This window comes from Nesterenkonia sp. NBAIMH1 (assembly GCF_007922635.1).
In the GTDB taxonomy this organism is placed as follows: domain Bacteria; phylum Actinomycetota; class Actinomycetes; order Actinomycetales; family Micrococcaceae; genus Nesterenkonia; species Nesterenkonia pannonica.
This window is the reverse complement of sequence record NZ_CP042335.1, coordinates 2567280-2579031: the sequence shown is the minus strand read 5'-3', so window position 1 is coordinate 2579031 and position 11752 is coordinate 2567280. Positions and strand designations below refer to the sequence as shown.

At 66.1% G+C, this 11752-nt stretch carries 13 protein-coding genes; 2 read left to right on the top strand and 11 right to left on the bottom strand.

All coding sequences use genetic code 11. The features are described from left to right. Window positions 1-37: 37 nt before the first annotated feature. From ruvB to FS388_RS12380, 9 genes are all read right to left on the bottom strand, one after another. Window positions 38-1108, bottom strand: coding sequence for a Holliday junction branch migration DNA helicase RuvB (ruvB, locus tag FS388_RS12420; RefSeq protein WP_146341692.1), 1071 nt, complete (start codon window positions 1106-1108; stop codon window positions 38-40). Beyond that, window positions 1095-1736, bottom strand: a complete 642-nt coding sequence (ruvA, locus tag FS388_RS12415; RefSeq protein ID WP_146341691.1) for a Holliday junction branch migration protein RuvA — start codon at window positions 1734-1736, stop codon at window positions 1095-1097. Before ruvA ends, ruvB begins: the two co-directional genes overlap by 14 nt. A gap of 62 nt (window positions 1737-1798) precedes the next feature. Next, the gene (ruvC, locus tag FS388_RS12410; RefSeq protein WP_246836220.1) at window positions 1799-2485 is read right to left on the bottom strand and encodes a crossover junction endodeoxyribonuclease RuvC; all 687 of its coding nucleotides are present in this window, start codon (window positions 2483-2485) and stop codon (window positions 1799-1801) included. A 4-nt stretch (window positions 2486-2489) separates the two neighbouring features. Further along, complete coding sequence (locus tag FS388_RS12405) at window positions 2490-3251, bottom strand: YebC/PmpR family DNA-binding transcriptional regulator (RefSeq protein ID WP_146341689.1); 762 nt, start codon at window positions 3249-3251, stop codon at window positions 2490-2492. Window positions 3252-3327: 76 nt separating this feature from the next. Beyond that, entirely contained in the window at window positions 3328-3942 is a 615-nt protein-coding gene (gene pgsA / locus FS388_RS12400) for a phosphatidylinositol phosphate synthase (RefSeq protein ID WP_371708387.1), read from the bottom strand. Continuing rightward, complete coding sequence (locus FS388_RS12395; protein ID WP_146341688.1) at window positions 3942-4505, bottom strand: HIT domain-containing protein; 564 nt, start codon at window positions 4503-4505, stop codon at window positions 3942-3944. Before FS388_RS12395 ends, pgsA begins: the two co-directional genes overlap by 1 nt. A gap of 6 nt (window positions 4506-4511) precedes the next feature. Next, on the bottom strand, window positions 4512-6518 hold the full coding sequence (gene thrS, locus FS388_RS12390) for a threonine--tRNA ligase (protein ID WP_146341687.1): 2007 nt from the start codon (window positions 6516-6518) through the stop codon (window positions 4512-4514). A gap of 48 nt (window positions 6519-6566) precedes the next feature. Next, window positions 6567-7454, bottom strand: a complete 888-nt coding sequence (locus FS388_RS12385) for an Fpg/Nei family DNA glycosylase (protein WP_146341686.1) — start codon at window positions 7452-7454, stop codon at window positions 6567-6569. Continuing rightward, entirely contained in the window at window positions 7447-7920 is a 474-nt protein-coding gene (locus FS388_RS12380; RefSeq protein WP_146341685.1) for a ribose-5-phosphate isomerase, read from the bottom strand. The genes FS388_RS12385 and FS388_RS12380 overlap by 8 nt, the downstream gene beginning before the upstream one ends. 156 nt (window positions 7921-8076) lie before the next feature. Between FS388_RS12380 and FS388_RS13365 the strand changes: the two genes are divergently transcribed. Further along, the gene (locus FS388_RS13365; RefSeq protein WP_256369554.1) at window positions 8077-8628 is read left to right on the top strand and encodes a globin; all 552 of its coding nucleotides are present in this window, start codon (window positions 8077-8079) and stop codon (window positions 8626-8628) included. On the opposite strand, the gene FS388_RS12370 is transcribed toward FS388_RS13365, so the two are convergent. Next, complete coding sequence (locus FS388_RS12370; protein ID WP_246836219.1) at window positions 8625-9284, bottom strand: hypothetical protein; 660 nt, start codon at window positions 9282-9284, stop codon at window positions 8625-8627. The two genes, FS388_RS13365 and FS388_RS12370, sit on opposite strands and share 4 nt — an antisense overlap. Before the next feature lie 94 nt (window positions 9285-9378). Between FS388_RS12370 and FS388_RS12365 the strand changes: the two genes are divergently transcribed. After that, window positions 9379-10392, top strand: coding sequence for an acyl-CoA thioesterase II (locus tag FS388_RS12365; RefSeq protein ID WP_246836218.1), 1014 nt, complete (start codon window positions 9379-9381; stop codon window positions 10390-10392). Between the two features lie 6 nt (window positions 10393-10398). Here FS388_RS12365 and FS388_RS12360 read toward each other — a convergent pair whose 3' ends face one another. Continuing rightward, a complete protein-coding gene (locus FS388_RS12360; RefSeq protein WP_146341683.1) occupies window positions 10399-11655 on the bottom strand; it encodes a glycosyltransferase in 1257 nt (418 codons plus the stop codon). Window positions 11656-11752: the final 97 nt, after the last annotated feature.

Here is an 11752-nt window from a genome sequence, read left to right as displayed (position 1 = left end):
TCAGGTCAGACCCGAAGCGCGCCCTGCACCGTGAGGTTCACGACATGGTGCCGGGCAGCGGGTTCTGCGGAGGCGCCGGCTCTGCGCCCGGCGGCGTCAGTCCCAGATGCCTCCAGGCGGCCTCTGTCGCGACACGGCCTCTTGGGGTTCTGGCGAGCAGACCCTCCCGAACAAGATATGGCTCCGCGACCGTCTCCACCGTTTCCGTCTCCTCGCCCACGATGACTGCCAGTGTCGAAAGCCCCACGGGACCGCCGCGGAAGGTGCGGCACAGGGCATGGAGCACCGCCCGGTCGAGACGGTCCAGCCCCAGCTCATCGACCTCATAGGTGTTCAGCGCCTCCGATGCCGCCCCCAGATCCACGAGCGGCACCTGTTTCACCAGCGCCCAATCTCGGACTCGTCGCAGCAGCCTGTTCGTGATGCGGGGGGTGCCCCTGGACCGGGAGGCAATCTCGGAGAACGCCTCATCCGTCACGCTGATGTCGAGCATTGCGGCCGAGCGCCGGAGAACCTTCTCGAGGTCGTCGGCGGAGTAGTACTCCAAGTGAGCTGTGAAGCCGAAGCGATCACGGAGCGGACCCGGCAGAAGCCCCGCGCGCGTCGTGGCCCCGACGAGGGTGAATCGGGGCAGCTCCAGAGGAATGGAGGTGGCTCCGGCTCCCTTGCCCACGATGATGTCGACGCGAAAGTCCTCCATCGCCAGGTAGAGCATCTCTTCCGCCGGTCGGGACATGCGGTGTATCTCATCGATGAAGAGCACCTCGCCCTCGGTGAGCGACGAGAGGATGGCTGCGAGGTCGCCGGCGTGCTGGATGGCTGGGCCGGAGCTGATCCGCAGCGGCGCGGCCATCTCCGCAGCAATGATCATCGACAGGGTGGTTTTGCCCAAGCCGGGAGGGCCGGAGAGCAGGACGTGATCAGCAGCGGTGTCCCGCATGCGTGAAGACTCCAGCACTAGGGACAGCTGATTGCGCACCGTCGGCTGCCCGACGAAGTCGTCCAAGGTTCTGGGGCGCAGTGCCGCTTCGAGCTGCTTCTCCTCCGCCCCGGGGGCAGGACTCACCAGAGGTGAGCCTCCCGCGTCGGAGCGCTCAGCGTCGGACATCTGATGCTCCCGCGCCGCTCAGGCCGCGCAGGGCCGCACGCAGCAGCGTTGAGGTGTCCGCCTCGGAGAGTGTCGGCTCGGCGTGGAGCGCCGCACCCAGTGCCTTCTCGGCATCCTTCTCGCTCCAACCCAGAGAGACCAGCGCAGCAGTCACTTCGGCGGATGCCCCACTCGGCGCAGACCCCTCTGATTGCGGGGCGCCCGGAGCCGCACTTTCGACCTCATCGAGAACAAGCTTGCCGGCCAGCTCGAGAAGGATCCTCTGCGCCGTCTTCTTGCCTATGCCCGGCACGCGGGTGAAGGCGGCGGTGTCCGAGTCGCGAATTGCGCGACGGACATCCTGCGGAGAATGCACGGAAAGCACGGCGAGAGCAAGCCTGGGACCCACGCCGGAGATCGACAGCATCGACGTGAAGATCTCTCGCTCCCCCGTCTCGGCGAAGCCGAAGAGCAGAGGGGCCTCGTCCTGGCGGGGCACGTAGCTGGTCCTCAGCATGACCTGCTCGCCGACGCGCAGCTGGGACAGGGTCTGTGCCGTCGCGCTGACATGCAGGCCAAAGCCGGAGACGTCGATGACGGCGTGGTCCAGCCCAGTGTGGAGGACCTCACCCCTAATGCTTGAGATCACGCCGTCGTCTCCTTCGCTGCTGAGTCCCCTATTAGAACAAACCTTCGAGTACTCTAGCGGCCTCAGCGGCCCTGAGCTCGCTTCTCAGCGGCGCGCCACGCCTTCTGGGCAGGGGTTTCGGCTCCGCCGCGCGCCTCTGCGGCCTTCTGCAGCGTGGTCTTCGCTCCCTGATGAGTCCGGGTGCCCGCCGACATGCTGTACGCGGCCCCCACCCCTGAGCGCCACGCATGGCAGATGGCCACCGCATACGCATCGGTCGCGTCGACCGGTGTGGGCAGCGTCGGCAGGCGCAGTATGCGCTGAACCATCCGTGCCACAGCAGCCTTGCCCGCGGTGCCGTCGTCGGTCACCGCCGCCTTCACCTCTGAGGGCGTGTGCCAGGCCACCGGAATGTCCCGCGCGGCAGCCGCGGCAATGATGACCCCCACCGCCTGCGCTGTGGCCATGGCCGTCGGAGCGTTGCTGCTCGCAAAGACCCGCTCGACGGCAACCACGTCAGGGGCGAACGAGTCGAGAAGCTTCTCCGCGGCCCTCTGGATGCTCAGAATGCGCCAGGCCAGATCCTCGTCGGGCTTGGTGCTCGTCACCTGCACATGGACCGAGGAGCCGCTTCGGTTGGGCGCCATCTCGATGACGGCGAACCCGCATCGTGTCAGCCCCGGGTCCACGCCGAGAATCCGCTGGAGCGTACGCGACCTGCCCGCCGTCCCCGACAGGCCACCTGACTGCTGGGAAGCGCGGACGCTCACACGCTCAGCCTTCGGCGTCCAGGGCCGCGAGCGTCTCCTCGCTGAGATCTGCGTTGGTGTGGATGCTCTGAACATCGTCGAGATCGTCCAGGGCGTCGTGCAGCCTGAGGAACTTCTTGGCGTCCTTGAGATCAAGATCGACCTTGATGTCGGAGAGGAAGGCCACCTCGTCGCCGTCATAGGATATTCCTGCCTCATCCAGACTCTTCGTCACCGCCTGAAGGTCGCCGGGCTCAGCGCGCACCTCGAAGCGATCGTCCTGGTCGTACACCTCCTCGACGCCCGCGTCGAGGACAGCCGCGAGCACATCGTCCTCTGAGACTCCGTCCCGCTGAGGCACAGATACGACGCCTTTGCGCTGAAACATAAAGGCGACCGAGCCCGGATCCGCCAGAGTGCCCCCAGACTTCGACACTGCCGTCCGCACATCCGCAGCGGCACGGTTGCGGTTGTCCGTCAGGCATTCCACCAGCAGCGCCGAACCGGCAGGACCGCGCACCTCGTAGGTGACTTCTTCGTAGTCCACGGCGTCGCCGGAGAGGCCGGCGCCCCGCTTGATGGCACGGTCGATGTTGTCATTGGGCACCGACTCCTTCTTGGCCTTCGACACTGCAAGCTCCAGCGCCGGGTTTCCCGCAGCGTCCGGGCCGCCGTTGCGGGCCGCAACTTCGATCTGCTTGGTATAGCGCGCGTTGATCTTCGCCCGCTTCGCGTCGACCGCAGCCTTGCGATGCTTCGTGTTGGCCCATTTGGAGTGTCCGGCCATTATTCTCCTCGTAGTCGGCGGGATGATCGTTTCAGCTTCCGACCAGGCTAACGGAGAGGGCTCCCTCCGTCCTCCATCAGCCGGCGCGGGGCTCGTTCGCCTGCTGTGCAACAGTCGTGATCCTCTGCGCCACGGTGATGCCCGACGCTATGGCGAGAAGCACAAGCACCACGTGCAGGACCCCCTCATGGAGCCCCAGGCCCACGAGTCCGGCAGTCACCAGAGTGGAAACCATGCGTTCCGGGCGCTCCGCAATTCCGACGTTCGCGTCGAAGCCCATCGACTCTGCGCGTGCACGGATGTATGACACCAACAGTCCCAAGACCATGCAGATGGCTGCGGCCGACCCGATCATGGCGTTCTCACCGGTGGTGTAGAACCACATCATCAGTCCCAGAAAGACCGCACTGTCCTGCACTCGGTCCAGAACCGAGTCGAGGAAGCCGCCGAGGACGCTGCTCTGCCCGCCCAGCCGAGCCATGAGGCCGTCGACCAGATCGCTGAACACGAACAGGGTGATGACGACGGTCCCCCAGAACAGCTCACCCAAGGGATACAGGATCAGAGCGCCGCCGCTGACACCGAGGGTGCCTATCACGGTCACCGCATTGGGGGTCAGACCTACGCGGAGCAGAAGGCGTGCCACAGGCGTGAAGAGGCGAGAGAAGAACGAGCGTGCGTGCTTGAGCATCAGTCGGAGCCTTCGGCGACGTCGGGGGTCCACGTCGTGGCAATGAGCTCACGAGTCTGTCCCAGCGTGGCGGAGAGATTCTTCGTCTGCGCGATGATCGGCATGAAGTTCGCGTCTCCCTGCCACCGCGGGACCACGTGCTGATGCAGATGCGGCGCGATCCCTGCACCTCCGGCCTGCCCCTGGTTGATGCCCAGATTGAAGCCCATAGGCCGCGCCGCAGCTGTGAGGACGCGCATGCTCGACTGAGCCAGCGAGGTGAATTCGCGGGACTCTTCAGCGGTGAGGTCGGTGAGGTCCGGGACATGCCGGTAGGGGCACACGAGCAGGTGGCCCGGATTGTAGGGATACAGATTCAGCAGAACGAAGCACGTCTTACCGCGGTGGACGATGAGCGACTCCTCGTCGGTGCGCTCGGGACCCTGGCAGAAGGGGCAGTCGCCCTCACCTGTGACCTGGTTCTGTCCGCGGCTCTGATACGCCGCCCGATGCGGGTTCCACAGGCGTTGGAAGCCGTCGGGCGCGCCCGCCAGCTCAAACTCGTCGAAGACCTCTGAATCCATGGCTGCTCAGGCTTCGTGGTCCTCTATGGCCCGCACGATCTTTGCCACAGCGTCGTCGATCGGCACCTGATTCTCCTGGGTGCCGTCGCGGTAGCGGAAGGACACGGCCTGCGCCTCCTGGTCCTCTCCCCCGGCAATCAGCACGAACGGAATCTTGTCCTTCGAGGCCGTGCGGATCTTCTTGGGGAACCGGTCCGACCCGTCGTCCAGCTCAGCACGGACGCCGAGCGCCTGGAGCCGCCGGATCACCTCCCCGAGGTGATCGTTGAACGGCTCAGCCACCGGAATCCCCCGGACCTGAACGGGTGCCAGCCATGCGGGGAACGCACCGGCGTAGTGCTCGAGCAGAATGGCGAAGAAACGCTCGATCGACCCGAAGAGGGCTCGGTGGATCATGATGGGCCGCTGCCGTGAGCCGTCCTCGGCCGTGTACTCCAGCTCGAAGCGCTCGGGCAGGTTTGGGTCGACCTGAACGGTGGAGAGCTGCCACCTGCGCCCGATCGCATCCGTGACCTTCAGGTCGATCTTCGGTCCGTAGAAGGCCGCCTCGCCGGGGATCTCCGTCATTTTGAGCCCAGAGCCGACCGCTACGTTGCGCAGGGCCTGAGTCGCCGATTCCCAGTACTCCTCGGAGCCCACCCATTTGCCGCTGTCGTCATCCTTCATGGATAGCTCAAGCTCGAACTGCTCGAGCCCGAAGTCCCGCAGAAGGTCGACGACGAACTCGACGACTTTGGTGACCTCTGCCTCGAGCTGGTCCGGCCGCACGAAGAGGTGAGCGTCATCCTGAGTGAACCCGCGCACACGCGTGAGGCCGTGGAGGGCGCCCGAACGTTCGTTGCGGTACACCGTGCCGTTCTCCGCGAACCGCAGGGGAAGGTCGCGGTAGCTTCGCCCGCGCTCCTTGTAGATGAGGATGTGCATGGGGCAGTTCATGGGCTTGAGGTAATAGTCCTGCCCCTGCTTCGTGACGTTCCCGTCCTCGTCCGTCTCCTCGTCCATCGAGATCGCAGGCCACATGTCGTCTTTGTAGTTGGCAAGGTGGCCAGAGGCGGCGAACAGGTCTGCTTTGGAGATGTGCGGCGTGTAGACGTAGGTGTAGCCGCCCTGCAGGTGCTTCGTGCGGGCATGCTGCTCCATGATTCCCCGCACGAGACCGCCTTTGGGGTGCCAGACCGACAGACCCGAGCCGATCTCCTCTGGGAAGCTGAAGAGATCGAGCTCGCGCCCCAGTCGACGGTGATCCCTGCGCTCGGCCTCCGCGAGCCTCTCCTTGTACGCCTTGAGGTCATCCTTGGTGGGCCAGGCAGTTCCGTAGAGGCGTTGAAGCTGAGGGTTGCCCTCCTTGCCGCGCCAGTAGGCGCCGGCGGCCCGCATCACGGAGAACGCGTTGGCTATCAGCTTTGTGCTGGGCACGTGCGGGCCGCGGCAGAGATCGGACCAGACTCGCTCCCCGCTGCGGTCCACGTTGTGGTAAATGGTGATTTCGGGGCCGCCCACTTCAACGCCGGCACCTTCGGCAGCCGTCTCAGCGTCGTCGCCCTCGCCGAGCAGCTCCAGCTTGTAGGGCTCCTCCGCCATCTGGCGCTTCGCCTCATCCAGGGTCACGACCTCGCGTTCGAAGCGCTGCCCCTGGTTGATGATCTTCTTCATGGTCTTTTCGATGCTCTTCAAGTCATCTGGGGTGAACGGCCTCTGGGCATCGAAGTCGAAGTAGAACCCATCTCGTATGTAGGGGCCGATGCCGAGCTTGGTCCCTTCGAAGAGCTGCTGGACCGCCTGGGCCATGACATGCGCCGCCGAGTGGCGCAGCACATCGAGACCCTCCGGCTCAGAGACGTCGACTCTCTGCACGTCAGCGCCGGCGGGCACTTCGCGGGCAAGGTCCCACAGTTCGCCGTCGACCCGCATCACCGCAGTGGACTTATCATCGGCGAACAGATCCGTTCCGGTGGTGCCCTGTGCGACCGTCGTGGGTGCGCCGCTGACTGTGATGCTGATCTGCTCGGACACGGGGCTTCGGATCTCCTGCGGGTTGATGCGTCGGCTGACCCGGCGATTCTACGGGACGACCTGGCACCCGGGGCACCAGTACAGACGTCTGCCCTGCAGCTCTTCAGCACGTATGCGCGCCGCGCATCGCAGACAGGCTGTGCCCTCGTGCTTGTAGACCCAGTGGGGGCGCGGACCGGCGGCCGCGCCGGCGCCCGGCCTGAGAGTCCGTATCGCACCCTCAGCCACGCCGTCCCGCATCTGCCGGGTGAGCCTCGTCCAGAGGTCGCGCACGCGCTGCTCGGGAATCTCGGCCGCACCCGCGTGCGGGCTCATCCGTTCCAGGAACAGGGATTCGGCGCGGTAGATGTTTCCGACCCCCGCGATGACGGCCTGGTCCATGAGAGCCGCCCCGATGCTCACGCGCCGCCGGGCAAGACGCCGAAGGAAGAGCTCGAACGGAGCCTCTTCAACCCCAAGGCCCGCTTGTCGCAGCGGATCCGGCCCCAATCGCTCCAGCACCGAGAGGTGCTCGTCATACGTGACCACTCGGCACACCGCGGGTCCCCGAAGGTCAGCCCAGCCGTCGCGCCCCCGTACGCGAGCTCGGACGGCACCCTGGGGAGCTTCGGGAACGATCCATCCCTCATCGTCGCGCTCACCGCCTCCTCCCGCGCGAGCGGCGCGGGGGGCTCCCACTGCGCCTACGCCGGCGAACTGCTCATCGCCGCGGAAGCTGAAGGCGCCATAGAGGCCGAGGTGGATCTGCCACACCGCATCGTCCACGTGGACGAAGAGCTGCTTGCCGTGAGCTTGGGCCCGCTCGGGAACGCGCTCGGTGAGCATAGCCGCGCCCTCGGCGAACCTGCCCTGAGGTGAGCTCACCTGCCAGCTCCGGCCCGCGAAGAGCCGGCTGATCACCTCGGCGAGACGATGAAGGGTGTGGCCCTCAGGCACCGATGGCGCCGGTGCTCTCGTACTGGGAGATCTTTCCGATCCGGCGGGCGTGACGCTCCGCCTCGGACCACTGAGCAGTCAGGAACGCTTCGGTGATGGCCGTGGCCTCAGGCAGTCCGTGCTGGCGTCCTCCCAGGCCAAGGACATTGGCATCGTTGTGCTCACGGGCCAGCTGGGCTGTTTCGCGGTTCCACGCGAGCGCCGCACGGATGCCGCGGACCTTATTCGCCGCGATCTGCTCGCCGTTGCCCGAGCCTCCGAGAACGATGCCCAGCGAATCCTGCCCCTCAGCCCGTTCGGCAGCCACGGCCTCGGCGGCGGGCAGGACGAAGTCCGGGTAGTCGTCCTCAGCGTCGTAGTCGGTCGGCCCATGGTCGATGACCTCATAGCCGAGCTCGGTCAGATGCTTGACCAGATGGGCGGAAAGCTCCATACCGGCGTGGTCGGTGGCGATGTGAACGCGCATAGGGATCCTTAGGTGAGGTTCCGGAACAAACACCGGACATTCTATGCTGTGCAGACTATGTCCGATGAGCAGCAGCCCTCCCGTTTGCCTCAGTTCTCCCAGCGTCTGGGCGCACCCATCGCTACAGTCCGCCCCGCCGGAAGGCCGCCCTCCCGCGTGACCGGCCTCCCTTCCCAGGAGGATGAGGCCCAGAGTCAGGAGCCGTCCGGCGAGAGCGACGCCGCTTCGGCTCCGACGAACGCAGAAGGAGCACCCACCCCGCCGAGGCCCACGGACCTCGGAGTCCTCCCCGGCCCGGACGGTCAGCCCGTCGAGGGAGACGGCACGGAGGACGTCGATCCGAACAGCTTCTACGCCCAAGTCGGCGGCCGGAGGACGTTCCAGAGGATCGTCGATTCGTTCTATGCGCAGGTCGCCGAGGACGAGGATTTTCGAGCCATGTACCCCGAGGAGGACCTTGAGCCGGCCAAGCACCGGCTCCTGACGTTCCTCGAGCAGTATTGGGGCGGTCCGCGCACCTACCAGGCAGAGCGTGGCCACCCTCGACTGCGCATGCGCCACATGCCCTTCACCGTCGACAGCCGGGCGCGCGACAAATGGCTGACGTTCATGGGCAACGCGGTGAAGTCAGCGGAGCTCTCACCCATGCATGAAGAGGTCCTGTGGGACTACCTCGAGCGCGCAGCCCACTCGATGGTCAACGCCTAGTTCAGCTGAGTGCCTGAGGAGCGGGCGAGGATGTAGCCGCCCTTCGAGGTGAGCCGGGTCCATCGCCCCAGGGTGTGGACACTGGTGACTGCGTCGTCGGACCCTAAGAATCCTAGAGAGAGGGCGCCGAACGCAGCGCCTGCAGGGATCGGCGGCGTCTGGGTCACAGGCTCGCCCCAGACGCGCTCCCTCACCTGCTCGACGGCAGCGGCACCGGCGGAGCTCGGCACCGCGTCGGCAATCTGGGTGATGCCGCGCTCTGCGGTCTCTCGGAGCAGCGCATCGGTGACAGTTCCCTGGGGCTCCCAGCCGGAGCGGGGCGGGGTGACGGCGGCCCATGGGGCATTGACCTGTGACGGAGGCAGAGCAAGCTCAAGGTCAGAGCTGGTCAGGCGCGCCAGACGCTCCGTGATGGAGCCCAGTTCAACCGTCACGTCGGCTGAGGAGCTCTCGCCCAGCGCCATGGTGCGCAGTCCGAGAACGGCGGGCAGCCGGCCCATCAGGGAGCTGGGAGTCATCACGGGGACCCAGGCAGCCACGACGCTGCCCGCGGCTTGGAGCCGGATGCCCTGCTGCTCGATCCTCTTAGCCCGCGCGACGTAGGTCGACAGGTCCTGCAGGGCGGCTGCCTCAGCGAATTTCAGAGTCTGCGTCATCTCCTTCATTGTCGCAGGCACACAGCCAAGAGGGCGCCTCAAAGGGTATTGTGGCGACGAATTACCCGACGGTAGGCACAGCAGAGGGAGAGCGATGGCCGGCAGCGTCAATGACGAAGAGATGGAGAGCGCGCAGCCTGCGCCGGACGAGACGATGAGGCAGTTCACGTCCATGTTCGAACTCGAGGCGCTCGAGCAGGCGGACAGATTTCGCGCTCCGACATATGCGCAGGCATTCTGGCGGGTCTTCGGCGGCCAGGTTCTTGCACAGTCGGCTGCCGCGGCCATGCACACTGTTCAGCCCGAGCGGGCCATTCACTCCGTCCACGGCTACTTCCTCCGGCCAGGGGACGCAAAGAAGCCCATCGAGATCAGTGTTGAGAGGCTCCGCGACGGTGGGTCGTTCTCGGCACGAAGGGCGCAGGCCTACCAGGACGACCAACCGATCCTGTCGATGATCGCGAGCTTCCAGGTCAGCGCACACAGCCCCGCGCATCAGATGCAGATGCCGACGAATCTGCCCGCGCCCGAGGAGCTCCCAGAACCGGCTGAGCTGCTGGCCCACGTGAAGCATCCCGTGGTTCAGGAATGGGGCGTGGGCCGCCCGTTCGACATACGGCATATCGACCGCCCGGTGTATTTGGAAGCAGACCGGGATCGCCGCCCCACATCGGCGGTGTGGCTGCGCACGAAGGGGACGCTCCCGGATGATCCGAACATACATCGGGCCGCCATCCTCTACGCCTCGGACTACTTGCCCTTCGAGCCGATGATGCGCCAGCACGGGCTGTACTGGGCAAAGCCGGGGCTGAAGATGGCCTCCCTGGACCATGCGATGTGGTGGCACCGACCAGCGCGGGCGGACGAGTGGCTGCTCTTCGTGATGGATTCGCCTTCGGCGCAGGGCGCACGCGGGCTCGCCACCGGGTGGATCTTCAATCGGAACGGAGATCTGGTGGCCTCGGTGGCTCAGGAAGGGATGATCCGGGCGCCGCAGGGCCTGAAGCCGTGGATCCAGGAGACGGTGCAGCGCACCGCGGCGCGCACTCCGAAGGAGGCGCATGCGAAATACTCCGAGACCTGGCGCTCCCGCTATCTCGGGCGGTGAGTGAGCTCACCCGCAGAGTGCCGGCACTGCTGCGCAGTATGCCCTGAGGGCGGCCTCCGCCGTGTCGGACCACGAATGCCCCGACGCCTGCGAGGCGGCCGTCTCGGAGTAGCGGGCCCACGCCCTGCGGTGGATCACCAGCCAGTTCATCTGCTCGGCCCAGCTGTGGGGATTCAGATCACTCACCAGCCGACCTGTACGCCGGTGTGTGACGAGTTCGCTCAGTCCCCCCACGTCGTGCGCCAGCACCGGTGTGCCGCAGGCCAGAGCTTCGAGAGCGACAAGGCCGAATGATTCGGATCGGCTCGGGACGAGCACCGCATCGGAGCGGCGAAACAGCTCGGCGAGGTCTGGGTGGGGCAGGGGGTCCACGAATCGTACGCGATGCGCGATGCCCTCTCGGTCGGCCAGCTGCCGAACATCGAGAGCGTCGGGACCGGACTGCCGCCCTGCCACGGTGAGCTCCACCGGCTGCTGCGGATGCATGCGGCCCAGCTCTGCGACAGCCGAGACTGCGACGTGGGGTCCCTTGTGCTCCTGGAGTCGCCCTGCGAATGTCAGTCTCAGAGGTCGACCGTCCAAGGGACCGATGCGGGGGTCCGCACCCTGAGGGGGATGGAAGATATCGACGTCCACACCTGGGCGAACCTCGACCACCCTCTCCTGAGGCACGCCGAAGACTCGCACCAGGTCGGCGGCATCGCCTGACGTGTTGGCAGTCAGTGCGGCAGCCGCCTCGGCGATCTTGGTTTCCGCTGCGTGTCTGCGCGGATCCTCCCACAGTCGAGCGTCGAGCTCCTGCTTGACCTGTCCGATGGTGTGCATCGTGTGCACGAGCTCCGCATTCAGCTCCTCCGCCATCTGCAGGCCCGCCAGTCCCGAGATCCAGTAGTGGGAATGGAGGACATCGACACGGCCGGTGCCGGTGCTTACGAGACTGAGTACGGCGCGGCGAGCCAGGTCGTCGAGACATTCGAGCAGCCGGTTCTTATCCTGCTGACACGTGTGAGCGACCGGGAGCACGTGGATCCTGCGCCCATCCTCGAGCTCAGTGACCCGGTCAGCCCTGTCAGGCCCGTCCAGGTCGGTGGTGACCAGGTCAACTTCGACGCCTTGGGCGGCCAGGGCTGCGGACAAGGCATTGACATACACGTTGAGACCCCCAGCGTCGCCGATCCCGGCCTGCGCCAGCGGAGACGTATGAAGACTGAGCATCGCGACGCGGCCCGGTCTTCCGGCGATTCCGGCCTGGTGTGTGTCCAATATGTGTGTCCTCCAGCCTGAGTTCTGCGCTCGAGCCCGGATCTCAGCCGGCGCTCCAAGTCCGCCTCAGGGTATCGGACCAGACAGCCGCCCAGGC

Bases quoted from the DNA above. Each gene is read 5' to 3' on its own strand.
- FS388_RS12370 (WP_246836219.1), bottom strand. From the start codon at position 9,284: ATGACGCAGACTCTGAAATTCGCTGAGGCAGCCGCCCTGCAGGACCTG.
- FS388_RS12365 (WP_246836218.1), top strand. From the start codon at position 9,379: ATGGCCGGCAGCGTCAATGACGAAGAGATGGAGAGCGCGCAGCCTGCG.
- FS388_RS12395 (WP_146341688.1), bottom strand. From the start codon at position 4,505: ATGGATTCAGAGGTCTTCGACGAGTTTGAGCTGGCGGGCGCGCCCGAC.
- FS388_RS12380 (WP_146341685.1), bottom strand. From the start codon at position 7,920: ATGCGCGTTCACATCGCCACCGACCACGCCGGTATGGAGCTTTCCGCC.
- FS388_RS12405 (WP_146341689.1), bottom strand. From the start codon at position 3,251: ATGGCCGGACACTCCAAATGGGCCAACACGAAGCATCGCAAGGCTGCG.
- ruvB (WP_146341692.1), bottom strand. From the start codon at position 1,108: ATGTCCGACGCTGAGCGCTCCGACGCGGGAGGCTCACCTCTGGTGAGT.
- pgsA (WP_371708387.1), bottom strand. From the start codon at position 3,942: ATGCTCAAGCACGCACGCTCGTTCTTCTCTCGCCTCTTCACGCCTGTG.